Origin of the sequence: Kitasatospora sp. NPDC087861 (assembly GCF_044742585.1) — a bacterium.
In the GTDB taxonomy this organism is placed as follows: Bacteria; Actinomycetota; Actinomycetes; order Streptomycetales; family Streptomycetaceae; genus Kitasatospora.
Window position 1 is genome coordinate 197,453 of record NZ_JBIUUS010000010.1, and the last position, 24,690, is coordinate 222,142.

The 24,690-nt window shown below is 73.5% G+C and carries 25 protein-coding genes, 2 tRNA genes and 1 pseudogene; 13 read left to right on the forward strand and 15 right to left on the reverse strand.

The features are described from left to right. Positions 1 to 51: 51 nt before the first annotated feature. A complete protein-coding gene (locus ACIOJE_RS17055) occupies positions 52 to 2,127 on the forward strand; it encodes a phosphocholine-specific phospholipase C (protein ID WP_400776971.1) in 2,076 nt (691 codons plus the stop codon). 66 nt (positions 2,128 to 2,193) lie between these two features. Here ACIOJE_RS17055 and ACIOJE_RS17060 read toward each other — a convergent pair whose 3' ends face one another. Beyond that, positions 2,194 to 2,838, reverse strand: a complete 645-nt coding sequence (locus ACIOJE_RS17060; protein WP_280679868.1) for a dihydrofolate reductase family protein — start codon at positions 2,836 to 2,838, stop codon at positions 2,194 to 2,196. A 254-nt stretch (positions 2,839 to 3,092) separates the two neighbouring features. Between ACIOJE_RS17060 and ACIOJE_RS17065 the strand changes: the two genes are divergently transcribed. Then, positions 3,093 to 4,031 carry a MerR family transcriptional regulator gene (locus ACIOJE_RS17065; protein WP_280679866.1) on the forward strand — a complete coding sequence of 313 codons (939 nt, stop codon included), beginning with the start codon at positions 3,093 to 3,095 and terminating at the stop codon, positions 4,029 to 4,031. Between the two features lie 143 nt (positions 4,032 to 4,174). On the opposite strand, the gene ACIOJE_RS17070 is transcribed toward ACIOJE_RS17065, so the two are convergent. Together ACIOJE_RS17070 and ACIOJE_RS17075 are read right to left on the reverse strand one after the other, a co-directional pair. Next, positions 4,175 to 4,378 carry a DUF397 domain-containing protein gene (locus ACIOJE_RS17070; protein WP_400776972.1) on the reverse strand — a complete coding sequence of 68 codons (204 nt, stop codon included), beginning with the start codon at positions 4,376 to 4,378 and terminating at the stop codon, positions 4,175 to 4,177. Beyond that, positions 4,371 to 5,204, reverse strand: a complete 834-nt coding sequence (locus tag ACIOJE_RS17075; protein ID WP_400776973.1) for a Scr1 family TA system antitoxin-like transcriptional regulator — start codon at positions 5,202 to 5,204, stop codon at positions 4,371 to 4,373. The genes ACIOJE_RS17070 and ACIOJE_RS17075 overlap by 8 nt, the downstream gene beginning before the upstream one ends. A gap of 109 nt (positions 5,205 to 5,313) precedes the next feature. Between ACIOJE_RS17075 and ACIOJE_RS17080 the strand changes: the two genes are divergently transcribed. Genes ACIOJE_RS17080 through ACIOJE_RS17095 form a run of 4 tightly spaced genes read left to right on the forward strand, consistent with a single transcriptional unit; the run spans position 5,314 to position 6,360 of the window. Further along, the gene (locus ACIOJE_RS17080; RefSeq protein WP_400776974.1) at positions 5,314 to 5,577 is read left to right on the forward strand and encodes a hypothetical protein; all 264 of its coding nucleotides are present in this window, start codon (positions 5,314 to 5,316) and stop codon (positions 5,575 to 5,577) included. Further along, complete coding sequence (locus ACIOJE_RS17085; RefSeq protein ID WP_280679858.1) at positions 5,574 to 5,810, forward strand: hypothetical protein; 237 nt, start codon at positions 5,574 to 5,576, stop codon at positions 5,808 to 5,810. Before ACIOJE_RS17080 ends, ACIOJE_RS17085 begins: the two co-directional genes overlap by 4 nt. Beyond that, a complete protein-coding gene (locus tag ACIOJE_RS17090) occupies positions 5,807 to 6,019 on the forward strand; it encodes a hypothetical protein (protein WP_400776976.1) in 213 nt (70 codons plus the stop codon). Before ACIOJE_RS17085 ends, ACIOJE_RS17090 begins: the two co-directional genes overlap by 4 nt. Further along, entirely contained in the window at positions 6,016 to 6,360 is a 345-nt protein-coding gene (locus ACIOJE_RS17095; protein WP_280679854.1) for a hypothetical protein, read from the forward strand. Before ACIOJE_RS17090 ends, ACIOJE_RS17095 begins: the two co-directional genes overlap by 4 nt. Positions 6,361 to 6,388: 28 nt before the next feature. On the opposite strand, the gene ACIOJE_RS17100 is transcribed toward ACIOJE_RS17095, so the two are convergent. Then, positions 6,389 to 6,760 carry a helix-turn-helix domain-containing protein gene (locus tag ACIOJE_RS17100; protein ID WP_280679852.1) on the reverse strand — a complete coding sequence of 124 codons (372 nt, stop codon included), beginning with the start codon at positions 6,758 to 6,760 and terminating at the stop codon, positions 6,389 to 6,391. 129 nt (positions 6,761 to 6,889) lie between these two features. On the opposite strand from ACIOJE_RS17100, the gene ACIOJE_RS17105 reads away from it, so the two are divergent. Beyond that, positions 6,890 to 7,729 carry an SDR family oxidoreductase gene (locus ACIOJE_RS17105; protein WP_400776978.1) on the forward strand — a complete coding sequence of 280 codons (840 nt, stop codon included), beginning with the start codon at positions 6,890 to 6,892 and terminating at the stop codon, positions 7,727 to 7,729. 95 nt (positions 7,730 to 7,824) lie between these two features. On the opposite strand, the gene ACIOJE_RS17110 is transcribed toward ACIOJE_RS17105, so the two are convergent. Further along, a complete protein-coding gene (locus ACIOJE_RS17110; RefSeq protein ID WP_400776980.1) occupies positions 7,825 to 8,634 on the reverse strand; it encodes a phosphoribosyl-dephospho-CoA transferase MdcG domain-containing protein in 810 nt (269 codons plus the stop codon). 172 nt (positions 8,635 to 8,806) lie between these two features. Here ACIOJE_RS17110 and ACIOJE_RS17115 point away from each other — a divergent pair, with 172 nt between their 5' ends. After that, positions 8,807 to 9,025, forward strand: coding sequence for a hypothetical protein (locus tag ACIOJE_RS17115; protein WP_280679846.1), 219 nt, complete (start codon positions 8,807 to 8,809; stop codon positions 9,023 to 9,025). A 56-nt stretch (positions 9,026 to 9,081) separates the two neighbouring features. Here the strand turns inward: ACIOJE_RS17115 and ACIOJE_RS17120 are convergent, their stop codons facing one another. Beyond that, positions 9,082 to 12,306 carry a S41 family peptidase gene (locus ACIOJE_RS17120; protein WP_280679844.1) on the reverse strand — a complete coding sequence of 1,075 codons (3,225 nt, stop codon included), beginning with the start codon at positions 12,304 to 12,306 and terminating at the stop codon, positions 9,082 to 9,084. A 196-nt stretch (positions 12,307 to 12,502) separates the two neighbouring features. Between ACIOJE_RS17120 and ACIOJE_RS17125 the strand changes: the two are divergent. Both ACIOJE_RS17125 and ACIOJE_RS17130 read left to right on the forward strand, forming a co-directional pair. Next, positions 12,503 to 12,826 (forward strand): annotated as a pseudogene (locus ACIOJE_RS17125) (chitinase); the annotation flags it as partial. A gap of 95 nt (positions 12,827 to 12,921) precedes the next feature. After that, complete coding sequence (locus ACIOJE_RS17130) at positions 12,922 to 14,115, forward strand: MFS transporter (protein WP_400776983.1); 1,194 nt, start codon at positions 12,922 to 12,924, stop codon at positions 14,113 to 14,115. Here the strand turns inward: ACIOJE_RS17130 and ACIOJE_RS17135 are convergent. From ACIOJE_RS17135 to ACIOJE_RS17150, 4 genes are all read right to left on the reverse strand, one after another. Further along, positions 14,112 to 14,747: a DJ-1/PfpI family protein gene (locus ACIOJE_RS17135; RefSeq protein WP_400776985.1), complete on the reverse strand. Its 636-nt coding sequence runs from the start codon at positions 14,745 to 14,747 to the stop codon at positions 14,112 to 14,114. The two genes, ACIOJE_RS17130 and ACIOJE_RS17135, sit on opposite strands and share 4 nt — an antisense overlap. Then, entirely contained in the window at positions 14,747 to 15,718 is a 972-nt protein-coding gene (locus ACIOJE_RS17140) for a GlxA family transcriptional regulator (protein WP_400776987.1), read from the reverse strand. Before ACIOJE_RS17140 ends, ACIOJE_RS17135 begins: the two co-directional genes overlap by 1 nt. 129 nt (positions 15,719 to 15,847) lie before the next feature. After that, positions 15,848 to 15,921: transfer RNA gene (locus ACIOJE_RS17145), tRNA-Lys, on the reverse strand. A gap of 79 nt (positions 15,922 to 16,000) precedes the next feature. Next, the gene (locus tag ACIOJE_RS17150) at positions 16,001 to 16,177 is read right to left on the reverse strand and encodes a zinc-binding dehydrogenase (RefSeq protein WP_400776989.1); all 177 of its coding nucleotides are present in this window, start codon (positions 16,175 to 16,177) and stop codon (positions 16,001 to 16,003) included. Between the two features lie 173 nt (positions 16,178 to 16,350). Here ACIOJE_RS17150 and ACIOJE_RS17155 point away from each other — a divergent pair, with 173 nt between their 5' ends. Both ACIOJE_RS17155 and pgi read left to right on the forward strand, forming a co-directional pair. Next, entirely contained in the window at positions 16,351 to 17,934 is a 1,584-nt protein-coding gene (locus tag ACIOJE_RS17155; RefSeq protein WP_400776991.1) for a Na+/H+ antiporter, read from the forward strand. 193 nt (positions 17,935 to 18,127) lie between these two features. Further along, entirely contained in the window at positions 18,128 to 19,789 is a 1,662-nt protein-coding gene (gene pgi, locus ACIOJE_RS17160; protein WP_400776992.1) for a glucose-6-phosphate isomerase, read from the forward strand. A gap of 112 nt (positions 19,790 to 19,901) precedes the next feature. Here pgi and ACIOJE_RS17165 read toward each other — a convergent pair. The 3 genes from ACIOJE_RS17165 to ACIOJE_RS17175 all read right to left on the reverse strand — a co-directional run bounded on the left by ACIOJE_RS17165 (position 19,902) and on the right by ACIOJE_RS17175 (position 21,100). Further along, positions 19,902 to 19,975, reverse strand: a tRNA-Lys gene (locus ACIOJE_RS17165). A gap of 68 nt (positions 19,976 to 20,043) precedes the next feature. Next, positions 20,044 to 20,601: a bifunctional DNA primase/polymerase gene (locus ACIOJE_RS17170; RefSeq protein ID WP_280679833.1), complete on the reverse strand. Its 558-nt coding sequence runs from the start codon at positions 20,599 to 20,601 to the stop codon at positions 20,044 to 20,046. A gap of 124 nt (positions 20,602 to 20,725) precedes the next feature. Further along, positions 20,726 to 21,100 (reverse strand): hypothetical protein, encoded by a 375-nt coding sequence (locus tag ACIOJE_RS17175; RefSeq protein ID WP_280679831.1) that lies wholly within the window; start codon positions 21,098 to 21,100, stop codon positions 20,726 to 20,728. A 265-nt stretch (positions 21,101 to 21,365) separates the two neighbouring features. Between ACIOJE_RS17175 and ACIOJE_RS17180 the strand changes: the two genes are divergently transcribed. Then, positions 21,366 to 21,686: a hypothetical protein gene (locus tag ACIOJE_RS17180; RefSeq protein WP_280679829.1), complete on the forward strand. Its 321-nt coding sequence runs from the start codon at positions 21,366 to 21,368 to the stop codon at positions 21,684 to 21,686. Positions 21,687 to 21,702: 16 nt separating this feature from the next. On the opposite strand, the gene ACIOJE_RS17185 is transcribed toward ACIOJE_RS17180, so the two are convergent. Together ACIOJE_RS17185 and ACIOJE_RS17190 are read right to left on the reverse strand one after the other, a co-directional pair. After that, a complete protein-coding gene (locus tag ACIOJE_RS17185) occupies positions 21,703 to 23,055 on the reverse strand; it encodes an AAA domain-containing protein (RefSeq protein ID WP_400777034.1) in 1,353 nt (450 codons plus the stop codon). A gap of 8 nt (positions 23,056 to 23,063) precedes the next feature. Next, on the reverse strand, positions 23,064 to 24,677 hold the full coding sequence (locus ACIOJE_RS17190; RefSeq protein WP_400776994.1) for a hypothetical protein: 1,614 nt from the start codon (positions 24,675 to 24,677) through the stop codon (positions 23,064 to 23,066). Positions 24,678 to 24,690 lie beyond the last annotated feature (13 nt).

The following is a 24,690-nucleotide window of genomic DNA, read 5'->3' on the forward strand; positions in this document are numbered from 1 at the left end:
GAGCCCCCACTTGTGTACACAACATCGCGACCGAAGGGACGGGTTGGGCTGATGGCCGAGCTGAGTCGTAGGAAGTTCGTCACGCTGTCGGGCGCCGCCGCGGCGGGTCTCGCCGTGGCCGGCTCCGGTGCCGCGGGGGCCGCTCCGGGCGCGCCCGCGGTGGCCTCCACCACCACGCTGCAGCAGACCGGCACCATCACCGACGCGCAGCACGTGGTGATCCTGATGCAGGAGAACCGCAGCTTCGACCACTACTTCGGCACGCTGAGCGGCGTACGCGGCTTCGCCGACCGCAGCGCGATCCAGATCGCCGGCGGCTACAGCGTCTTCAACCAGCCCAACGGCCTGTTCTCCCGCCAGTACCCGTGGCAGTTCAGCCAGACCAAGCCGGCCGGCGGCGCCGACCCCGAGCGCCTCGCCCAGTGCAACGGTGATCTCTCCCACGGTTGGAGCGATCAGCACAAGGCCTGGAACGGCGGCAAGATGGACTCCTGGGTCGCTGCCAAGGGCAACGTCCGCACGCTCGGCTTCCTCACCCGCCAGGACATCCCGTTCCACTACGCGCTGGCCGAGAACTGGACCATCTGCGACGCCTACCACTGCTCCGTCCTGAGCGCGACCGGCCCCAACCGCACCTACCACTGGTCCGGCCAGATCGACCCGGCCGGCAGCGCGGGCGGACCGGCCTACGACGGCGGCGACGAGAAGGGCCTGCGCTGGCAGACCTACGCCGAGGCGCTGGAGAACGCCGGCGTGAGCTGGAAGGTCTACCAGAACGCCGCCGACAACTACGGCGACAACGCCTTGGCCTACTTCAACCAGTTCTCCGGCGCCCCGGCCGGCAGCCCGCTGGCCGTCAAGGGCATGGGCTCGGTGCCCAAGGTCACCGGGAAGACCCCGGACGACATCGCCGCCGCGATCAAGGCCGACGTGCTGGCCGGCACCCTCCCGCAGGTCTCCTGGATCGTCCCCGACCAGGCCTCCTCCGAGCACCCCTACGCCACCCCGGCCGACGGCGCGCACTTCGTCCACATGGTGATCGACGCGCTCAACGCGGACCCGAACGTCTTCAACTCGTCCGTCCTGTTCATCAACTACGACGAGAACGACGGCTTCTTCGACCACGTCCCGCCGCCGGCCGCCCCGGCCGGCACCCCGGGCGAGTTCTACAACGGCACCAACATCGGCCTCGGCTTCCGCGTCCCGCTCATAGCCGTCTCGCCCTGGACCCGCGGCGGCTGGGTCAACTCGGAGACCTTCGACCACACCTCCGTGCTGCGCTTCCTGGAGACCTGGACGGCCGCCCTCGGCACGCCCGCGCAGTGCGTGAACATCAGCGACTGGCGTCGGCGCGTCTGCGGCGACCTGACCAGCGTGTTCGACTTCGCCAACCCGGTGTACGGGCTGCCTGCGCTGCCCGACACCTCGCAGACCATCGGCCTGTCGGCGTGCGGTCCGCTGCCCAACCCGGCGCCGGTCAACAACCAGCTGCCGCTGCAGGAGTCCGGCACCCGCCCGGCCCGCGCGCTGCCGTACCAGCCGAACGCCAACCTGGACCACCTGGAGTTCGGTTCGGGCGGGGTGATGAAGGTCTGGATCACGATGGACAACGGGGGCGCTGCGGCGGCGAAGTCCGCGCACTTCGCCGCCTACGCCAACGCCTACCGCAGCGGCGGCCCCTGGCAGTACACCGTCGACCCGGGCGGCAACACCAGCGACTTCTTCAACTGCGGCACCAACTTCGGCGGTGGCCCGTACGACCTCACGGTGGTCGGCCCCAACCGCTTCCTGCGCCGCTTCAAGGGGGACGCGACCAAGGCGGGCAAGAACGCCGCCGTCACGGCCTCGTACGCGGTCGAGCCGGGCACCGGCAAGCCGGCGGTCTACTTCAAGCTGGCCAACTCCGGCAGCACGCCGATGACCTTCACCATCGCGTCGAACAACTACCGCACGGACGGCCCCTGGACGTACCAGGTCCCGGCCGGCGGCAGCGTCAGCGACTTCTTCAACGCGGTGGCGTACACCAACGGCTGGTACGACTTCACCGTGACGGTGGACGTCGACAGCAGCTGGTCCCAGCGCTTCACCGGCCACCTGGAGACGGGTGCGCCCAGCGTCACCGGCTGACGGCCGCGCTCGCTGCGTGGATACGGAGGCCCCACTACCCGCCTCGTCGGGTAGTGGGGCCTCGTGTCACCTTCGCCAGAACAGGTGGTGCGTGACGCCGCTCGGGCTGGGCACGACCTCCAGGTGGAACCGGTCGAGCAGCTCGTCGGGGGACTCCCAGAGCCGCAGTCCGGACCCGAGGTCCACCGGTGCGACCACCACGTGCATGGTGTCGACGAGGTCGGCATCGAGGAACTGCCGGATGGTGGTGACCCCGCCGCCGAGTCGGACGTCCTTGCCCTCCGCCGCTTCCCGGGCCCGTTCGAGGACCGTGGCCGGGTCGCCGTCGACGAAGTGGAACGTGGTGTCGGAGAGCGTGAACGACGGACGTGCGTGGTGGGTCATGACGAACACCGGTGTGCGGAACGGGGGCTCGTCGCCCCACCAGCCGCGCCACTCGTGGTCCTGCCAGGGCCCGCGCTGGGGCCCGAACTTGTTGCGGCCCATGATCTCGGCACCGATGTTGCGTGCGAAGTCCCGGGTGAAGTAGTCGTCGAGCCCCCGGCTCCCCCCGGGATCCGTGCGCATGGGCCAGCTCGCCGTGGCTCCGGCCCAGGCGAACAGCCGCTCGGGACGGTCGAGGCCGAACGGCTCTTCGAGACTCTGGTGCTCACCGGCACCGATTCCGTCACGCGAGACGTTGAAGTTCATGACTCTGAGCAGTTGATCCACGTGTTTCCTCGGCAGGTCTTGTCGTGTCTTCGTGCGGCGGGGCGCCGCACACCAGGACGTCGGAGCGGACACGGCCGGATCGACATCGGCCGACAACCTATTTTCAAGGCGTGTCGGCCCGTGACTCGGAGGACTCGCGGGCAGCCGTCCTTGAGCGCGACCGGTTCCTTGGAGCCGTCGGTGCGGACCCCGATGACGGTCCGGCTGGGGAACAGCCTGGAGTCTCCAGTGACTGGAGACAGCAGAGTGGGGGCATGGACGTTACGACCCTCTACTCGATCGGGGAGCTTTCCCGGCGGACCGGCTTGTCCGTGAGGACCATCCGGTTCTACTCCGATTCGGGGGTGGTAGCGCCGACCACCCGAAGCCCCGCCGGTTATCGGCTCTACGACCTCGACGCACTGCTTCGTCTGGAACTCCTCCGCACACTGCGCGAGCTGGGCGTGGACCTGGCCACGATTCAACGGGTACTGGACCGTGAGCTCTCGGTGGCGGAAGTCGCCGCGGCGCACGCCGACGCCCTGGACGTCCGGATCCGGATGCTGCAACTGCGTCGGAGCGTCCTGCGAGTCGTGGCCGGACGCGGGTCCGGTCCCGAGGAGACCAAGCTCATGCACAGGCTCACGCAGTTGTCCGGCGAGGAACGCCGACGGTTGATCGACGATTTCCTGGACGGCACCTTCGGCACAGCGGATGCCGAACCGGCCGTGGTGGCCATGGTTCGCGCTGCCACTCCCGACCTCCCCGATGATCCGTCCGGCGAGCAGGTCGCCGCGTGGGTGGAGCTCGCCGGGCTGATCGGCGACGAGGACTTCCGGGCCCGGATCCGCCGGACGGCCGGGTACCAGGCCGCCGGGCGCACGCCCGACATCGAGAGCGAGGCCGGCGAGGAACTGATGGAGTTCACCCGTCAGAAGGTGGCCGAGGCCCTGGAGTCGGGCATCGACCCGCTCGGCGACAGGGCTGCACCCGTCATCGACGACCTCGTGCACCGCTTCGCCGGGGTGTTCGCGCGCACCCCTGACACGGAGTTCCGGGACTGGATGGCCCAGCAGTTCGAAGAGGCGCACGATCCCCTGGTGGATCGGTACTGGCGGCTGGTGTGGATCGTCAACGGCTGGCAGGTGGTACCGAACCTGATCCCGGTGTACCCCTGGCTCATCCAGGCCCTGCGAAACGACCGCGACGCATAGTCACCGCAATGGAGACCGTCCCGGAGCCCCGAACGAGTCCAAGGGATCGCCTGCGGACATGAAGCGGCGGCGTCATGTCGGCGCTGCTCGGCCACCCTCCGAGCAGCGCCGGCTGCGCCTGACCTCGGGACTCAGACCGGGCGTCAGACCGTGCCGAACTCGCCGGCTCGGACGGCGGAGACGAAGGACTGCCACGCCTCGGCCGGGAAGATGAGGGCCGGTCCGTCGGGGTCCTTGCTGTCCCGCACTGGCATCTGGCCGGGGAACCCGTCCGTCACCTCAACGCACTGCCCTTCCTGGGCGCTGTAGGTGCTCTTGCGCCATGCGGCGTGTGCCAGGTCAACCATGCTCAAAACCCCTCCGAACCTGCCGGATGAACTCTCGACTTGCCGCCCGGGACAACGCCTCGACCTGCAGTTGATCGTACTCGCCGGCCCACTCGGCCAGGGGATCCGGGTCGCGTTGGAGGAAGCCCCGCCCCTGAATCTCACCGTATCCCACGCTGGTCCTGTTCGGCATGGTCAGCAGGGTGATGGGATGCGCAAACGGACGGTCCGCCCCGAGGGAGAACGGGCTTACCTGGATGACGAATTGAGGATGGGCGGCCAGTTCCTCAAGGCGTTGGAGCTGCTCCACCATGACGTCGCGGCCCCCGATCGCTCGGTGTAGGCATCCCTCATCTATGACCGCGTGGAGTCGGGGAGCCGGGTGCCGGTGGAGATGCTGCTGGCGGTGCAGCAGCATCGTCAGCCGTTCTTCGGCCTGTTGTTGAGTTGACCGGCCACGGTGAACCCGCGCCTCCTGATACACCCTCGCGTAGGCGGGGGTCTGGAGGAGGCTCGGAACGATGTTGATCTCGAACAGTCGCAGCGCCACCGCGTCAGCCTCGCTGCGCAGGTAGTCGCCGAATCCCTCGAACAGGACGCGCCGCCCTGCGTTGCGCCACTCCCGTTGGAATCGATCTTGAGTCTCAAACGCTTCGTCAAGCCTTCGGGCGAAGCGCTCGGTTGGAGGTTTACGGCCAGTTTCGACGGCGGACACGTGTACGGCTGAGTACCCGGTGAGTTCCGCTAGATGGTCCTGAGTCCAGCCGCGGGCCTCTCGTAGCTCGCGAACCTGGGCGCCAAACTTTGCGGCGGGCGAGGAGTCTGGATCAAGTTCCTTGCGGTTCATGATTGTTAGCTCCCATTCCTTCCCTGATGAAAGGTTGAAGGCACCGCCGACTATAAATCACAGTAGGCATCCCTGGGTAGTCATCGCACTACGGAACGGAGTTGCCGCCGTGACGCGCAAGAAATCCCCCGCTGGTCCGCCCTATCGCCCGCAGGTCGGCGAGCTGGTCAAGGACGTGACGACCGACAGGAACGTCGTCTACATGGACACGCGGGGTGGGCTCGCCTATGTGCGGCCGGTGGGCGGGGGCGTGGAGTGGACGGTCGACCCCCTCCGCATCCAACCTCTCCCGGGCGAGCCGATGTTGGTCGTCCACATCGTCCCCGCCAAGTCCCGTGGCGGGCTCGGCGTCGGCAATGAGGGCGCCGCGTGAACCGCCAGCCGGCCTTCGGCGCCGACGTGTTGATCGCCGTCGGCATCATCGGTGCGCTGAGCGGCGGTGCGGCGGCGATCGCCACCTGGGCGCTTCCCGGCCCGCCGAGGGCGGCCACCGCGCTGGTGTGCCTGGTGACGTTCGCCGCCGCCCTCATGTTCGGCGTCGTCGTGGCCGAACCGATCATGCGGCGGGCCACCCGGCGGCGCATCGGACGGGACCGCCGCCGATGACCACCCGACCCGCCTGCCCCGCCCCGGACTGCGGTGCGCCGGTCGATCTGCTCGACGACGCCAACGCGGCCGGGCGGACGTGGAACTGCCCGAACTGCGCCCGGTGGGGCGTCGCCTGGTCGCAGGCCTACCTGGCGAACCAGCCGTTCGAGGAACCCCTGGTCGTCCTCGGTCGCAGACCCTGCCGCCGGACGATGGGCGAACCGTGAGGTCGACCATCGGCCGCGCGATCCTCGGCCTGCTGCGTCAGGCTCGGGTCACCTGCCTGTGGCTCTGGGGCGCACACCTCCAATTCGCGCCGCCGCTCCTGTGGTTCAGCCCCAGGCGGCGCAAAGCGGTCGCGGCGGTGGAACGGGTACTCGCCGAGGAATGGCACCTCCGGCAGGCCTGCGACGAGGCTGCCCGGGACGCCCTGCACGCCGAGCTGTCCGAGGCCATGGCCAGACTCCAGCAGGCGGCGGGTGGCTCGTACGTCCTCGCCCGACGGCCCGCTCCGGCGCCCCGTCGCCGGCCTCGCGCGGCGTCCCGGCCGCCCAACCGGCCCAATTGAGAGCCTCCGGCGGCCGACTGCTTCGGCGCTATCCCGCGTCGCGCGGCGGCAGCCGTCGGGTGATCCGGTCGAACAGCTCCGCCAGCGGTTCGCCGACGTCGCGACCGAACTCGGTCAGCCCGTAGGTGACCTGAGGCGGCGTCGTCGGCTCGACCTTCCGCCAGACCAGGTTGTCCTGGACCAGCGAGCGCAGGGTCTGGGAGAGCATCTTCTCGCTGATGCCTCGGATGCTGTCGCGCAGTTCGTGGAACCGGAGGTCGTTGCTCCGCAGGGAGATCAGCACCCAGATGCCCCACCTGCTGGTCACGTGGTCGACCATGTCGCGCGCGGGGCAGTCGGTGTGAAACACGTCATACCGCTTCGTCGTGTCGGTCTGCATGAGCTGCGAGCCTCCCGTCATGTGAGGACCTTACCCCGAGGTATGTCCTTACGAAATGTTAGCCGGGACCCTAGCGTCAAGGCCACAAGCCACAAGGCCGCAGGGCCTCAAGGCCACAGGGCCGCAAGGCCATTGGACAAGGAGCTGATCATGATCGTGGTAACCGGGGCTACCGGAAACGTGGGCCGGCCGTTGACGCGGGCGCTGGCCGAGGCGGGCCACCAGGTGACGGCGGTGTCGCGGCATGCGGCGGCGGTGCCGGACGGCGTCCGCCACGTGGTGGCCGACCTGGCCGAGCCGGGCGGCCTCGAACCCGCGCTGGCCGGGGCGAAGGCGCTGTTCCTGCTGCTGTCCGGCGACCTGCACGCGGCCGGAGCCGGCCCGGCCGAGCTCATCGGCCGGGCCGCGGCCGGTGGGGTCCGCCGGGTCGTCCTGCTCTCTTCGCAGGGCGTGGCGACCAGGCCCTTCGGCCCGACGCGGATCGCGGTGCGCGCGGTGGAGGACGCGCTGCGGGAGTCCGGCCTGGAGTGGGCCGTCCTGCGGCCGGGCGGCTTCGCCTCCAACGCCCTGTGGTGGGCCGAGTCCATCCGCACGCAGCGGGTCGTCGCCGCGCCCTTCGGCGACGTCGGGGTGCCGATCGTCGACCCGGCGGACATCGCCGAGGTCGCGGCGGCCTGCCTGCTGGACGACCGGCACACCGGCGGCGTGTACGAGCTGACCGGCCCGGAGGTGATCACGCCGCGCGGGCAGGCGGAGGCCATCGCGGCCGTGCTGGGCTCGCCGGTGCGGTTCCAGGACCTCACCCGTGACGAGGCCAAGGCCGCCATGGCCCGGAGCATGCCGGCCGAGCTCGCCGAGGACACCCTGGACATCCTCGGCTCCCCGAGCCCGGCCGAGCTGCGTGTCAGCCCGGACGTCCAGCGGGTCCTCGGCCGCGCCCCGCGCCGCTTCGCCGACTGGGCCGCCCGCAACGTCGCCGCGTTCCGCTGAGGACGGGCAGCCGCCACCGGATCGGCGCGCCCGGCGATCCGCTGCCGACGGCGGACTCGCCGGGCAGCTGCCACCGGTACCGCCGAGGCGACGGCTCAGACGAACGGGCCGCGCGGGAACCACGGATCGCGGACCTCCCGGGGCCCGTAGGGCGTCAGCAACGTCAGGGTGTACGGCGAGGCCGCGTACTCGGCCAGCTGCACCGCGCCGTAGCGGGTCTCCAACTCGGCCTGCACCGGTACCGGCAGCTTGCTCAGCGCCCGCCGCAGCTGCAGCGCGTCCCGGCGGCTGATCGGGTGCGGGGCGCGCAGCACCAGTCGCAGCGGGCTCAGCGGCCCGGCCACCGGCACCCCGGTGCCCAGCTCGTAGCCGATCGCGCCGATCGGGCCCCAGGAGAGCCGGTGGTCCGCCACCACCCGGCCGACCTCCGGGAGCAGGGCCAGCGCCGGGATCCCGGCGACCCGCTCGGCGTCCAGCCGCTCCCGCCGCTCGGCCAGCTGCTCGGGCCGCAGCGTCCGGGCCACCGCCGCCCAGGGCGCCAGCGCGTCCAGCCGCTGCCCGGGGCGCGGGCCGCGCACGGTCACCGGGAACCAGAGTTCGGGCGCCGCCTCCGGATCCCGGGTGCAGCGTTGCGGGTGCGGCAGGTCCACCGGGGAGCCGACCACCGAGGGCGCCCGGCCGACCGTCACCCACGGGTGCGCCCGCAGTACCGCCCGCGCCCAGTCCGGCAGCTCGCCGCCCGCCAGTGGGCGCAGCGAGCTGGGGCACTGCATCAGCAGCAGGTCGTGGGCGCCGGGCAGCCGCCCGTCCAGCGCGGCCAGCGGGCCGACCCGCCGGCGCGGTCCGTCGTGGGGCTCCTCGGCGGCGGTGCGTCGGGCGTGGCTTCCGGAAGGTACGACGGTCACAGCGGGCTCCAGACGGTGGCGTCAGTTCGGCCGACGGCTCCACCCTGCGCCCGTCCGACGCCGACCGACTACGGCCCTTGGGCGCGTTCACCAGGGACCAAAGGCTCAAGGTGCGTGCGTCCGCACCCGGTGTGAGAGTGGGGGAAGCCCGGTATCCGTCCGAGGAGGAGTCATGGGCATCTTCGACAGGTTCCGCCACAAGGCGCACGAGGCGACCGGGCAGGACGCCGCCGAGCGTGCCGCCCTCGCCCACGACGAGGCCGTCGACGCGTACAGCTCCGAGGTCGAGCGGACCCGGGAGACCCGCGAGGCGGAGCAGCGCGCCGCTCAGGAGGAGGACGACCGGCGTGCGGCCGAGAACATGACGGCCGAGGGCGACCCCTGGGGCTGACCGTCCCGGTCCACCCTGCCCGCCCTACCGCCCCGCCCGCCGCTGCCGTCCCGGCCTCAGTGCGTCCGGGGCGGCAGCGGCGGGCGCCGCAGGTCCGGCCGGGGGGTGTCCTCCGGCGGGGGCACCGAGGCGGGCACGTCCTCCAGCAGGTCCAGGGCCAGCTGGACGGCGGCGACCAGCTCGGGGTGGCGCCCCCGGGCCCAGTCCCGCGGGGAGCGCAGCACGTGCACGTCCGGTTCGACGCCGCGGTTCTCCACCGACCAGCCGAGCCCGCCGGTGAACCAGGAGGCGTTCTTGGGCACCGAGATCTGGGTGCCGTCGCCGAGGGCGTGCCGCCCGGTCATCCCGACCACCCCGCCCCAGGTCCGGGTGCCGACCACCGGGCCGAGGCCCAGCAGCTTGATCGCCGCGATGACCACGTCGCCGTCCGAACTGGTCGCCTCGTCGGCGAGCGCCACCAGCGGGCCGCGCGGTGAGTGCCGGGGCCAGCGGACCGGCTGGCGGTCCCGGCTGAAGTCCCAGGCGAGGACGTGCCGGGTGAGCTTCTCCAGCACCAGCTCGGAGACGTTGCCGCCGGCGTTGCCGCGCACGTCCAGGACCAGCGCGGGCTTGTCCAGTTCGCGCCGCAGGTCGCGGTTGAACTGCGCCCAGCCGGAGCCGCCGAGGTCCGGGATGTGCAGGTAGCCGCACCGGCCGTCGCTGAACTCCCGGACCAGGGCGCGGCGTCTGGCGACCCAGTTCTGGTAACGGATGGCCCGCTCGTCGGTCAGCGGGGTGACGGTGATCCGCCGCACCGGGCCGTCCGGGCCGGTGCGCAGGGCGAGCTCGACGGTGGTGCCGCCGGTGCCCGCCAGCAGCGGCAGCGGGCCGCGCACCGGGTCCACCGGGCGCCCGCCGACGGCGAGCAGTTCGTCGCCGTCGCGCACGCCCTGGGCGGCGAGCGGGGCGCGGGCGCGCGGGTCGGAGGACTCGCCGGGCAGCACCCGGTCGAGCAGCCAGCGCCCGTCGGGGGAGCGGTGCGCGTTGGCGCCGAGCAGGCCGAGCGGCTGCTGGGCGAGCGAGGGCCCCTCGGCGCGCCGGGAGGGGGTGACGTAGGCGTGCGAGGTGCCGAGCTCGCCGAGGAGTTCGCGCAGCAGGTCGGCGAAGTCGTCGGGCGAGCAGATCCGCTCCAGCAGCGGCTCGTACTGGGCGACCAGGGCGGGCCAGTCCAGGCCGGACATCCGCTCGTCCCAGAACTGGTCCCGGACGATCCGGGCCGCCTCGTGGTAGGCCTGTCGCCACTCGGCGGCCGGGTGCACGGTGTGGGTGATCCGGCGCAGGTCCACCGTGGTGCCGGCGCCGGGGGCGGTGACCGGGATGATCCGCAGGGTCCCGGCCGAGTAGATCGCGACCGAGCCGCCGTCCCCGGAGACCGCGTAGCCGTCCAGCCTGTCGACCAGGGTGGTCCGGGTGCCCCGGGCGAGGTCGAAGTACTCCAGCGAGGGGCGGCCCGAGGTGTCGTCCGGGCTGGCGAAGGTCTGCCCGAGGGTGCCGGAGATCGGCCAGCGCAGCCAGAGCAGGCCGCCGCGCACCGCGTCGGTGGCCGAGTACTTGGAGGCGATCACCGGGAACTGCAGCAGCCGCTCGCCGATGCCCGGCGGATCGACCCGGACGGTGCCGTCGCCGCCGCCGTCGCCGCGCGGGGTGCCGTCCTCGGCGGGCGCGGCGAACGGGGACGGCGTGTCGGCGGTGAGCGGGACGAGGTACGGGCGGCAGCCGACCGGGAAGGAGAGGTCGCCGGTGTGCACGTCGTGGACCGGGTCGAAGCCTCGCCAGGACAGGAAGGCCAGGTAGCGGCCGTCCCGGGTGAACACCGGCTGCTCGTCCTCGAACCGGCCGTCGGTGACGTCGGTGATCGGTCCGGGCGCCTCGGTGCGGGTGAGCCGGATCCGGCGCAGCGAGCGCCCGGCGGCCGGCTGGGACCAGGCGATCCAGTGCGAGTCGGGGGAGAAACGGGCGCTGGAGACCGGCCCGTAGCCGGAGGCGGCGAGTTCGCGGACGGTGCCGTCCGCGGCGTCGACGAGCAGCAGTCGCCCGTCCGAGGCGACGGCGGCCAGGCGGGCGCCGTCGGGGGAGGCGGTGAGTTCCAGGACGCGGCCGAGCCGGCCGGCGGCGAGCACCCGGTGCCCGTGCTTGCCGCCCTCCCCGTGCCCGGGGTCGCCCTCGTGCCCGGGCAGCGGCATCACCTCGATCGCGTCGGCGCCCTCGGCGTCGGTGATCCAGGCGGCCTCGCCGGTGTGCCCGAGCACCACCGGCAGCCGGGTCCGCACCCCCGGGGTGTCCGCGAGGGCGCGGGCCGGGCCGTCCTTGTGGGTGAGCCAGTACTGGCTGCCGCGCACGGTGACGACCCCGGCCCGGCCGGTCTGGTCGCAGGCCAGGTCCTTGACCTGGGTGGCGGCACTGACCTGGTACGGGCGGCGGCCGGCCCGGGCGCCGCCGAGCGGGACGGTCAGCCGGCGTGGGGCGGGGGCGTCCAGGTCGTCGAGCAGCCAGAGGTCGCCGGCGTGCTGGTAGACGATCCGGGTGCCGTCGGTGGCGGCCTCGCGGGCGTAGTAGGAGGCGTGGTCGGTGTGCCGGCGCAGGTCGGTGCCGTCGGGGCGGCAGGAGTAGACGTTGCCGATGCCCTCGTGGTCGGAGAGGAAGGCGATCCGCCCGCCGACCGGCATGGGGGAGGAGAGGTGACCGGGGTGGTCGGCCAGGATCTGCTCGCCGCCCACCCAGAGCCGGCCGACGGCGCCGCCGCGGTAGCGCTTCCAGGCGGCGGGCTCGTGCGGGGCGGCTCCGGTGAGCAGCACGGTGCGCTCGCGGCTCATCTGGGCGTCGCCGACCGGGCCCCAGGGCATCCGGCGGCCGGGGGAGCCGTCGGGCGGCAGCGCGTGCGCCCAGGTGTAGTGGCCGAACGGCTCGTGGTAGGAGGTGACGGCCAGTACCTCGCCGTCCGGCAGCCAGCCGCGCACCCGGGTGTCCTGGCTGCCCCAGTGGCTGAGCCGTCGGGCCTCGCCGCCCTCGACGGGGGCGGTCCACACCTCGGGGGTCAGGCTCAGCCAGCTGGTCCAGGCGAGGGTGCCGCCGTCGGGGGAGAAGCGGGGGTGGCTGACCCGGGTGCGGTCGCAGCCCACCCGCCAGGCCCGGCCGGTGGTGTCGTCGGCGTTCAGCGGGGCGATCCAGACGTCGTCCTCGGCGGTGAAGGCGAGCAGGTCGCCGTGCAGGTGGGGGTATCGGAGGTAGCCGGGCGGGGTCACCCCTCCATCCTTCGACGGGGTGTCACACCCGGCAACCGGGGCGGTCCGCCGGGGTCGTCGGCTGGGGCGGGCCGCCCCGGTTGTCCGAACCGGTCTGGATCATTGACACCGTGCTGTATGCACGGATCACCCGGCCCACCTCCTTCCGGTCGATGCGGTCAACATGCGGCACGGCACTGACAAGGCGGCGATCTCCGCCGACTTCCACGTCGCGATGACCGACCTGCTGCTCAACGGCTTCCCGGTGGCGGGCAACACCGCCAACATGTTCCCGCCGCTGCCCGCCTCCAAGGTCGCCATCGGCATGCCGGCCACCACCAACGCCGGCAACGGCTACATCGCCCCGGCCGAGGTGAACAAGGCCCTGGACTGCCTCACCAAGCTGGCCAACTGCGGGACGTACGTGCCGCGTTCGGGTGCCCAGCCGAACCTGCGCGGGCTGATGACCTGGTCCGTCGACTGGGACCAGTTCGGCGGCCGGGAGTTCTCCAGGAACTTCGACGGCTACTTCCACCGCTGACCGCGACCCCGGGGCGCCGAAGGCCGGTCGGCCCGGCGCCCCGGGACCGGCCGGAGCTTGAACCTGACACCGGTGTGAGGTCCGAGCATGAGCCCATGCCGACCACGACCCCGACGCCTCCCGTCACCACGGCCCCCCGATTCCCGCTGCCCGCCCTGCTGGCGCTGGCCACCGCCGTCTTCGTCACCGCGCTCACCGAGAACCTGCCCGCCGGCGTCCTGCCCGGGATGGGCGAGACCCTCGGCGTCAGCGAGTCGGCCGCCGGCCAGACCGTCACCGTCTACGCGATCGGCTCCGCCGTCACCGCGATCCCGCTCACCGCGGCCACCGCCGGCTGGGGCCGCAAGCGCCTGCTGCTCACCGCGATGGCCGGCTTCGCCGTCGCCAACACGGTGACGGCGGTCTCCGCCGACTACCGGCTCACCCTGGCCGCCCGCTTCCTCGCCGGCGTCGCGGCCGGCCTGGCCTGGGCGCTGCTGGCCGGGTACGCCCGCCGCCTGGTGCCGCCCGAGCAGCAGGGCCGGGCGATGGCGGTCGCGATGGCGGGGGTGCCGCTGGCGCTGTCACTCGGAGTGCCGGTCGGCACCCTCCTCGGCCGGGTGCTGGTGTGGTGGGTGCCGTTCCTGGCGATGACGGCGCTGGCCGTCGGCGTGGTCGGCTGGATCGCGGCGACACTGCCCGAGCAGTCCGGCCGGCCGGGCAGCGAACGGACCCCGGTGCGGCGCGCGCTCACCGTGCCCGGGGTGGTGCCGGTGCTCACCGTGACGGTGCTCTTCGTGCTCGCCCACACCCTCCTGTTCACCTACGTCGCGCCCTTCCTCGACCGGGCCGGCCTCGGCGACGCCACCGACGCGGTGCTGCTGGTGTTCGGGCTGGCCTCGCTGGTGAGCGTCTGGTTCACCGGCGCGCACATCCACCGCCGGCTGCGCCGGCTGACCGTCGGCGGCGCGCTGCTGGTCGCGGTGGCGGCGGGCGTCCTCGGCCTGTGGTCCGCCAGCGCGCCGCTGGTCTACCTCGCGGCGCTGCTCTGGGGCCTGGGCTGGGGCGGCGCGCCGACCCTGCTGCAGACCGCCGTCGGCGACGCCGGCGGCGCCCGGGCGGACGCCGCCCAGGCGATGCTGGTCACCCTCTGGAACGCCGCGATGGCGGGCGGCGGCGTGGTCGGCGGCCTGGTGCTCGGCCACCTCGGCACCGGCGCACTGCCCTGGACGGTCCTCGCCCTGCTGCTCCCCGTCCTCGCCGTGGCCGTCGGCGCCCGCACCCACGGCTTCCCGGCCGAACGCCGTTAGCCCAGCAGCAGTCGCTTCGCGCGCAGTTCGGCGACCAGTTCGGGCGGGGCCGTCGCGACCGAGCCGGCCGAGTACGGCGGCTGCGGGTCGTACTCGATGATCAGCTGGATCGCCTCCGCGGTCGCGTCCCCGGCCAGCAGGCCGGTCAGCGTCAGCGCGAGGTCGATCCCGGCCGAGACCCCGGCCGCGGTCGCGTACTTGCCGTCGACCACGACCCGCTCGGTGCCGGTCGGCTCGGCCCCGAACCGGGCCAGCTCGTCCAGGCAGATCCAGTGCGAGGTGGCCCGCCGGCCGGTGAGCAGTCCGGCGGCGCCGAGCACCAGCGAGCCGGTGCAGACCGAGGTGGTCCAGGTGGTGGTCGCGTCCACCGCGCGCACCCACTCCAGCACGGCCGGGTCGGTCAGCTGGGCCTCCGTCCCCGGCCCGCCGGGGACGAGCAGCACGTCGGCCGAGTCCACCTCGTCCAGGGCGGCGTCCGCGGTCAGCGCCAGGGTCTTCATGTCGGTGCGGACCGGGCCGGGCTTCGCGGCGGTGAACACCACCTCGGCACCGGGGATGCGGGACAGCACCTCGCAGGGGCCGACCGCGTCCAGGGCGGTGAAGTCGTCGTACAGCAGAACGGCGATACGCATCAGTGTCCTCCAAGGGGGTGGGGGTGGAAGCGGCGTCGGTACTCGGCGGGTGGGGCGGCCAGGGCCCGGACGAAGGCGCGCCGCATCGCCTCCGGGGTGCCGTAGCCGCAGGCGCGGGCGACCTCCTCGATCCCGTCGTCGGAGTCCTCCAGCCGGCGGCGGGCGGCCTCCAGCCGGACCCCGTCCACGTACCGGCCCGGGGTCACCCCGACCTCGGCGGTGAAGGCGCGGGCGAAGTGCCGCGGCGACAGCGCCGACCGGTGGGCCAGCGCCTCGACCGACAGGTCGGCCTCCGGGTGCTCGGCGATCCACTGCTGGACCTCGCGCAGCGGCTGCCGGGCCGCCACCTGGGCGGCCAGCTGGGTGCTGAACTGGGCCTGGTTGCCCGGCCGGCGCAGGAACACCACCAGGTGACGGGCGATCAGCAGGGCGGCGTCGCGCCCGAGGTCCTCCTCGACCAGGGCCAGCGCCAGGTCGATCCCGGCGGTGACCCCGGCGGAGGTGGCGAGGTGCCCGTCCCGGACGTGGATCGGGTCGGGGTCGACCTCGACGTCCGGGAACCGCCGGGCCAGCGCGTCGCAGTACGCCCAGTGCGTGGTGGCCCGGCGCCCGGCCAGCAGCCCGGCCTCGGCGAGCAGGAAGGCCCCGGTGCAGACCGACACCACCCGGTCGGCCCGGTCGGCCAGCTCCCGGATCCGCGCCACCAGCGCCCGGTCCGGGGCGCGGGTGCCCTCCCCGCCGGGGACCAGCAGGGTGTGCACCGGCCCGACCTCGGCGAGGTCCGTGTCCGGCGCCAGCCGCAGTCCGCTGTGGCTGCGCACCGGACCGCCGCCGGGGGAGGCGGTGGTCACCCGGTACGCGCCCGGCCGCCCGGCGGCGGTGCCCGCTCCCGCGAACACCTCCAGGGGGCCGGTCACGTCGAGGCTCTGCACGCCCTCGTAGAGGACGACGACCACGCTGCGTGCGCTCATGCGACCAGCCTGTCAGCGGGTGGCGGTGGCAGCAATGACCTGTTTCCCACCTTTTCTGCCACCGGCGGGCGAGTGACGGCAGAACGCCGGAAGGCCCTCCGCTCTCGCGAAGGGCCTTCCGGCTGTCTGTGCGCCGCCAGGGACTCGAACCCCGGACCCGCTGATTAAGAGTCAGCTGCTCTAACCAACTGAGCTAGCGGCGCCTGCTGACGTGGAGAACATTACCTGGTCAGCAGCCGAAACACACAATCGGCCCGGACGGAGGCCGCACCCGCCGCGGCCTCAGGCGGTCAGCACCACCTTGCCCCGGACGTGCCCGGTCGCGACCAGCCGGTGGGCGTCGGCGGCGCGCTCCAGGGGCAGCGCCTCGGCTACCTCCAGCCGCAGCTCGCCCGGGCCGGGCTCCGGATCGGGCACCTCGGTGACCCGCAGGACCTCCGGACCGCCGGACCTCGTCACGGTGACCGCCTTCAGGTCCGCTCCCGCCCTCTCGATCGTTCGACTGCCCCCGACCCTCGAACCTGAAGTCCGCTTGAGGTCAAGTCGCCGTTCGGCGTGTCGTCACCGATGGGCGCATTGTCAGATTTATCCTGGGCGGCGCTCAGCCGTCCGTCAGCGAGAGGAACGTTTCCGTGGGCCAGCTGCCCCTGCTCTTCCTGGTGCTGCTCGCCTCCGTGGTGACCATGCCGCTCGCGCGCAGGACCGGAGTGCCGCAACCGGTCCTGATGACCCTGCTCGGCATCGTCATGGCGCTCGTCCCGCAGATCCCGGACGTCACGATCGAGCCCGAGCTGATCCTCCCGCTGGTCCTGCCACCGCTGATCTTCGCGGTCGCCCGGCGCTCCTCGGTGCGCTACTTCAAGGCCAACGTCCGCTCGATCCTGCTGCTGGCCGTCGCCCTGGTGGTGGTCACCACGGCCGCGGTGGCCGGGGCGGTGCACTGGCTGCTGCCCGCCCTGCCGGTCGCCGCCGCGATCGCGGTCGGCGCGCTGGTCTCCCCGCCCGACCCGGTGGCCGCCGTCGCGGTGGCCGGCAGCGTCGGCCTGCCCCGGCGCCTGGTGGCGATCCTGGAGAGCGAGGGACTGTTCAACGACGTCACCGCGATCGTCGTCTACTCACTGGCCATCGAGGCCGTGGTCAGCGGCGACTTCTCGATCGGCCACGCGGCGCTGCGCTTCGTCCTCTCCGCGGTGCTCGCCGTGGTCGTCGGCGTCGCCCTCGGCTGGGTGAACGCCAAGCTCGCCGAGCGCCTGGACGACCCGACCCAGCAGGTCGCGCTCAACCTGCTGGTGCCCTTCGCCGCCTACACCATCGCCGAGGAGATCCACGGCTCCGGCGTGCTCGCCGTCGTGGTCTGCGCGCTCTACCTCGCCGAGCGGGCCTCCGACGCCGACGCCGTCTCCTACCGGCTGGTCGGCAACGCCTTCTGGGAGGTCGTCGAGATCCTGATCACCGGCGTCGCCTTCGGCCTGATCGGCCTGGAGCTGGCCACCGTGCTCAAGGAGGCCGGCCGTGGCTGGACCGGCTTCATCGGCGACGCCGCCGTGGTCATCGGGGTGGTCGTGGTGGTCCGGCTGCTCTGGCTGCTGCCGGCCGGCTGGCTGTCGAAGAGGCTGCGCAGCGGCGACGACGAGGACACCCCGTTCAGCTGGAAGGAGAGCGTGATCCTCTGGTGGTCCGGCATGCGCGGCGTGGCCACCGTCGCCCTGGCCCTCGCCATCCCGCTCACCCTGCACTCCGGCGCGGACTTCCCCGAGCGCGGCCGACTGGTCTTCATCGCCTTCAGCGTGGTGCTGTTCACCCTGCTGGTGCAGGGGCTCACCCTGCCCTGGCTGGCCAAGCGGCTCGAACTGGACATCGACCAGGACAAGCACGAGCAGGCCGTGCGCCAGCTCTGGTGGCGGGCCGCCAAGGCGGGGCTCCAGCGGCTCGGCGAACTGGAGGAGCAGGACCGGCTGCCCGCCGAGGTCGCCGACCGCCTGCGGGACCGTCAGCACGACCGGCTGGCCCGGCTCTGCCCGGAGAACTACGCCGAGGAGGAGGCCTCCGAGGCGAAGCTGCGCCTCACCCAGTGGCGGGCCGCCCGGGACGTCGAGCAGGAGATGATCGCCGCCTCCCGCCGCGAGATGCTCGCCGCCCGCAGCGAGCTCGGCGCCGATCCGGAGCTGGTCGACCAGGTGCTGCGCGGGCTGGACCTGCGCTCGGAACGGAAGTGACGAGGCGTCCGGCCGCCGCGGGCCGGAATGTGCGCGACCCCGCCGCCGGTTGCATAGGCTGAGCCCGGGCAGGCCGTCAACGACGTCGGCGCACCACCAGTACCCGCACGACCTCGCACGGAGACCCTTGCGGCCTGGCCCGCACCGCCTGGCCCTGCCGGTATCTGCACCCAGATGAATCGAGGAACCCCCGATGTCGGAGACCCGCGCCGACGCCCGCACCCCGCTCGACCGCACCCCGCAGTGGGCCGCCCTCGGAAAGCACCGGGCCGCGCTGGGCGACACGCACCTGCGCGAGCTGTTCGCCGCCGACCCGGAGCGCGGCCGCCGCTACACCCTCCAGGTCGGCGACCTGCACGTGGACTACGCCAAGCACCTGGTCACCGACGAGACGCTGGAACTGCTGCGCGAACTCGCCGCGGCCACCGGCGTCGCCGGGCTGCGGGACGCGATGTTCCGCGGCGAGAAGATCAACAACACCGAGCACCGTGCCGTCCTGCACACCGCGCTGCGCACCCCGCGCGGCGCCGTGATCGAGGTCGACGGCGAGAACGTGGTGCCCGCCGTGCACGCCGTCCTCGACAAGATGGCCGGTTTCGCCGAGCGGGTCCGCAGCGGCGAGTGGCGCGGCCACACCGGCAAGCCGATCCGCACCGTCGTCAACATCGGCATCGGCGGCTCCGACCTCGGCCCCGCGATGGCCTACGAGGCGCTCCGCTCGTACTCCAGGCGCGACCTCGACGTCCGCTTCGTCTCCAACGTGGACGGCGCCGACCTGCACGAGGCGGTCCGCGACCTCGACCCGGCCGAGACGCTGTTCATCGTCGCCTCGAAGACCTTCACCACCATCGAGACCATCACCAACGCGGTCTCCGCCCGCGACTGGCTGCTCACCGGGCTGGGCGCCGGCACCGAGGCGGTGGCCAAGCACTTCGTCGCGCTGTCCACCAACGCCGAGGGCGTGCAGGACTTCGGCATCGACACCGCCAACATGTTCGAGTTCTGGGACTGGGTCGGCGGCCGCTACTCCTACGACTCGGCGATCGGCCTCTCGCTGATGATCGCCATCGGCCCGGACGCCTTCCGCGAGATGCTGGACGGCTTCCACCTGGTCGACGAGCACTTCCGCACCGCGCCGCCGGAGCAGAACGTCCCGCTGCTGCTCGGCCTGCTCGGCGTCTGGTACGGCGCGTTCTTCGACGCCCAGGCGCACGCCGTGCTGCCCTACTCGCACTACCTGTCGAAGTTCACCGCCTACCTGCAGCAGCTGGACATGGAGTCCAACGGCAAGTCGGTGACCCGCGACGGCTCGCCGGTGAACTGGCAGACCGGCCCGGTGGTCTGGGGCACCCCCGGCACCAACGGCCAGCACGCCTACTACCAGCTGCTGCACCAGGGCACCAAGGTCATCCCGGCCGACTTCATCGGCTTCGCCGAGCCGGTCGCCGACCTGCTCCCGGGCCTGGTCGCCCAGCACGACCTGCTGCTGGCCAACTTCTTCGCCCAGACCCAGGCGCTGGCCTTCGGCAAGACCCCGGAGGAGGTCGCGGCCGAGGGCGTGCCCGCCGAACTCGTCCCGCACAAGACCTTCCAGGGCAACCACCCGACCACCACCATCCTGGCCGCCGAGCTGACCCCCTCGGTGCTCGGCCAGCTGGTCGCGCTGTACGAGCACAAGGTGTTCGTCCAGGGCGCGATCTGGAACATCGACTCCTTCGACCAGTGGGGCGTCGAGCTGGGCAAGGTGCTCGCCAAGCGGATCGAGCCGGTGCTGCTCACCGGCGAGGGCGCCGAGCAGCTGGACAGCTCCACCGCCGAGCTGGTCGCCCGCTACCGCGCGCTGCGCGGCCGCTGAGCCCCGGCCGGGCCGTCCGCTCCGGCGGGCGGCCCGGCGTCCTCGTCCCGTCGGACGCGGCGGAGAACGCCGAGAGGCCCCTCGCTTTCGCAAGGGGCCTCTCGGCTGTCTGTGCGCCGCCAGGGACTCGAACCCCGGACCCGCTGATTAAGAGTCAGCTGCTCTAACCAACTGAGCTAGCGGCGCCTGCTGACAGAGAAGACTTTAGCAGCGGCTCCGGCCCGCGCCAAAATCGAATACCGGCCGTCCGGCGTTCACCCCCCGGTCACGACCGCCGCGCCGGCCGGCACCGCCGGGACCGGCTCCCGGGCCGCCCGCACGCACGCCCACAGCACCACCGAGGCGCCCGGCAGCCACGGCTCCCGGTCCTCCGGCGCGACGATCCACCGGCCGGAGCCCAGCCCGGGGGAGTCCGGGCTGTTCACCATGCGCTGCACCGGCGGCACCGTCACCGCGTCGCCCCTGCCGTGGCACAGCAGCGGCGGCACGTCCCGGGCCCACTCCTCCCAGGCCAGCAGCCGGCGCAGCCGGGGCGCCGCGCCGGGCCGGACGAACAGCAGCGTCCGCCCCCGGTAGGAGGCGACCGGCCCGCAGCCGGGCCCGGAGGCCCACAGCTCGTCCAGCACCCGGCGGCCGAACAGGGCCGGCATGCTGATCACGTCGAAGGCGCGACCGCAGGGCAGCACCGAGGGCGCCCACGGGCGGGCCTCCCAGAGGGCGCGCATGCTGCGCGGGTACTCGCTGGCGGAGGCGAGCCAGGCCTCCCCGGCGACGGTGACGTACTCCACCGACTGATACGTCCAGATGTCCACGGACAGCAGCCTGCGCGGTCCGCCGGCACGGCGGGAGGGAAAGCACCGTTCGCCGGACACGGCAACGGGGAACCGCGTACCCTTCCCGCTCGCGCATATGCCAGCGGCGAATGTTCGGGTGCGCTCAGTCCTCGTGGCGGCGGGGCTGGAGCAGGCCGCGGCCGTACTCGATCATCTTGGCGGCGTAGTCCGGGGTCCAGTCCGCGCGCCGGGCGATCTCGGTGCCCGACAGCGCGTCGAAACGGCGCGGGTCCGCCAGCTGGGCGGCGGCGACCGCCTGGAAGTCGGTGGCCCGCTCGGCCGCCGCCCGGAAGGCCAGGGCCAGCTCGGTGGAGCGGCGCAGCAGCTCCGCGGGGTCGTCGATCGACTCCAGGTCGAAGAAGCGTTCCGGCTCCGGCTCGGCGGACTGCGGCTCGAACAGCAGCTGCACCGGACGCAGACGCCGCCCGGGGTCGGCCGGACCGCCGTGGTCGGACGCCTTCGTGTGGGAGTCGGGCATGGACGGACACCTCCGGGTCTCGGTGGGGGGTGGGCGGCGGCTGCTCCGGGCCGCGCCGCCCGGCCGCGGCCGCCGTCCATTGTCGCGCGGCACCGGCCGGTAACGGAACGGTGCGCGTGCGGGCGCTATTCCCCCGTACGCGCCGGGGTCGTGCCCCCGCGGCGGCGCCACTCCTTCGGGTGGTCCGGGGCCCGGGGCGTCATCGCGGACGCGGGCCCGCCGTTGTCCCGGGTGTTCGCGCGGACCACACGCCCCCGGAGGAACCATGCGTGCACGGAAGGCCCTTCCGGCCCTCGCCCTGCCCCTCGCCCTGCCACTGGTGTCGGTGCCGGTGGCGGCCCCTGCGGCCGCGGCCGCCGAGACCACCGTCGTGGTGACCGGCGCGAAGAGCGCCCCCGGCGGCTGGTCCACGGCGACCTGCCCCGCCCGCAGCCACCTGACCGGCGGCGGCTACACCCTCGCCCCGGCCGGCCCGGGCGACACCGTCCTGGCGAACGCCCCGGCTGCGGCCGACCCCGGCTCCTGGTCGGCGCGCGCCGAGCGCGGCGTCGTCACGGCCTACGCCCTCTGCGAGACCGAGGACTGACCACGTCGGCGGCCGCTCAGCGCAGCCGGATCCGGTGCTCGGTGAGGTGGTCCAGCACCTGGTGGTTGGCCTCCCAGCCGTCCGGGAAGGTCACCGGGACGCCCAGCTGGACCGGCTCGGTGGACGGATGCTCGTCCAGCAGCTCGCCGATCCCGGCCCGGGCCACCACGATGCAGGCGTGCCGGTGCCGGGAGGCGAGCACGCACAGCCGGCCGGTCTCCAGGTGGAAGGCCGTCGCGTCGGGCCGCCCGGAGAGCGGGTGCAGCACCACCGTGACGTCGTACTCGCGGCCCTGCAACCGGTTGGCGGTGTCCACCGTGACGGCCGGGCCGGCCGCCTGGTCCACCGGGACACCCGCCGTGAGCAGGGCCGCGCGGACGGCCGCGGCCTGGTCCCGGTGGGCGGTGCCGACCGCGATCCGGTCCGCGGTGAGCGGGGCCTCGCCCTGTTCGGAGCGGGCGGTCAGCCCGCGCTCCAGCAGCCGCCGGACGGTGGCCGCGACGGCCGCCACCGCCTGCGGGTCGGTCCGTACGGTGTGCCGGGCGGGCAGCTCCAGCAGCGCCCAGCCGTGCTCGGCGGCCCGGTCGATCGCGGCGTCCAGCGCCGAGCCGTCCGGCCGGACGGCGGCGGTCAGCCGGCGGTCGTCCGGGCCGGTGCCGGAGCGGAACGGCGTGTACGGGTAGAAGGCCCGCGAGATCAGCGGCGCCGCGCTGGCCGGCAGGCGCCAGGAGACCGGCAGGCGGTGCGGCTCGATCTGCGGGTTGTGCGCCAGCATGGTGACCACGGCGCTGCTCGACGGGTCGTACGACAGGCCCGCCCACTGCTCGGTGCCGACCACGGTGAACGGGTCCAGCTGGCCCGGGTCGCCGACGAACAGCGCCCGCTCGAACAGCCGGGCCACCGCGAGCAGGGCGTCCGAGCGCATCTGGTACGCCTCGTCGACGATCGCGTGCCGCCACGGCGCCTCGGCCCGCACCCACTGCCACTTGGCGGAGGTGGAGACCACCACGTCGTGCTCGACCAGGTCGGCGACCTTGTCGGAGGGCGTGACGTTGGCGTGCTTCAGCACCTCCGGGCCGGGCCGGGAGTCCGCGGCGTGCAGTCGGCCGATCGTCAACTCCGGCGCCTTCTCGGCCAGTCGGCCGACCAGGTCGTCCACCTGCCCGTTGGTCTGGGCGACGATCATCAGCCGCTCGCCGGCCCCGACCAGCTCCCGGGCCGCCCGCACCACCAGCGTCGACTTCCCGGCGCCGGGCGGGGAGTCCACCACCACGCCGCGCGGGGCGCCGGCCGGCGGGTGGACGGTCGCCGCCAGGATCCGGGCCACGGCGGCGTCGGCCGCCGCACCCGGTGCCTGCTCGGTGCTCATCTCGGCCATCACTCCCACTCCTCGGAGACGGACGGGGCGGGTACGGGCGCGGCGCCGGGCGGGCCGCCGTGCGTCCACGGGGTGTCGTCCGGCTCGGGCAGCGGCGCGGACTGGCGGACCGTCAGCTCGAAGAGCGTGAAGGTGGCCAGGTCGCCGGGTTCGGGCAGGCTGCCCGGCTCGGGCTCCTTCTTCCGGCCCATGCCGGACAGCATCCGCAGGGTGATGGTGCCCCCGGCCGGGTCGACCGCCGCGATCTCCGCCTTCTGCGCGGCCGGGCCCCCCTCGGCCTCCGAGCGGACCCGGTGGGCCTCCCGCCCGAGGTCCGCGTGCGGGCGGTCGGCGGTGCGCAGGGTGACCAGCGGGCGCGGCTTGGGGGAGCGGCCGGTGGTGTCGTAGTCCGGCACCACCTCCGTCACCACCCCGCTGAACGCCTCGCCGGCCAGCCGGTGTTCGGCCATCGCCAGCGGGTCGTCCAGCGCCTCCTGGACGTCCAGCCGGGCCTGCTCGCGCTCGCGCTGGGCGAGCTTGCGGGCGGCCGTCACGGCGTCGTCCTGCCGGGGCTGCGGCGGCTCGCCGGCCGCCAGCCGGTCCCGGTGGCCGGTGTACGACCAGCGGTCGCCGGTCCAGCGCTCCGCCAGGTGCCCGGCGGGCGGCAGCGTCCGCAGCAGGTCCAGGCCGTGCCAGACGTCCCGCCAGGTGGGCAGCAGCACGGCCGTCAGCACCTCGCGCAGCTCCTCGACGGCTGTGCGGACGGCCGCCCGGGCGCGCTCGGCGGCGGCCTCGTCGCGCTGCTCGACGCCGTGCTGCAGGGCGGCCGTGGCGGCGTCGTAGCGGGCGATCGCGGGGGCGAGCACGAACTCGTCGAAGCGCGGATCGGTGGCCGGGCCGGCCGGTGGGTGCAGCAGCTGCCCCCGGTCGTCCCGGGCGGACTCGGCGCGCTCGGCCGCCTCGGCGCCGGTCAGGCCCCCCGGCGGGGCGTGCCAGGCCAACCGGGCGGCCAGGTGCTGGTCCTCCAGGTGGCTCTGGCCGGTGGCCCAGTGCCGGGCCAGCAGGCCGGTCATCGACAGCAGCAGGCTGGTGCCGGGCACCTGGGCCCGGTCGGTGAGGTGGGTCAGCCAGCGGCCGAGCAGCGGCACCCGCACCGGGGCCGGGTACGGGCCCGGCTCGTCGTCCTCGACCGTGCGGCGGAACCGGGTGGAGCGGCCGAGCAGGGCCAGGTGCCGCACGCCGGCGCCGTTCGGCACGATCAGCTGCGGTGCGTCGGCGCACAGCTCGCGGAACACCTGCGTCTTCTCGCCGGTCTCCGGGTCCTTCTCGGAGCCCTCGATCTGCTCCACGTCCTCGGCGAAGGACTCCAGGTACGGCAGCAGGTCGGCGGCCAGCTCGGCCAGGAAGTCGAACCGCAGGGTGCGGTTGAGCGGCTGCGGCACCAGGTGCAGCCGGGGCGCGTCCCGGTCGGTGCCCAGCATCACCGCCAGCGGCGCACCGGCCTCGCCGGCCGCGGTCAGCGGGACGACCACCATCGGGCGGTCGGACAGGTGCCGGTGCCGGACGGTGGCCAGCGGCTCGGCCCGCCCGCTGCGGACGGCCTCCAGCCGGGCCAGGGTGGTCAGCAGACTCATCGGCCCGCCACCT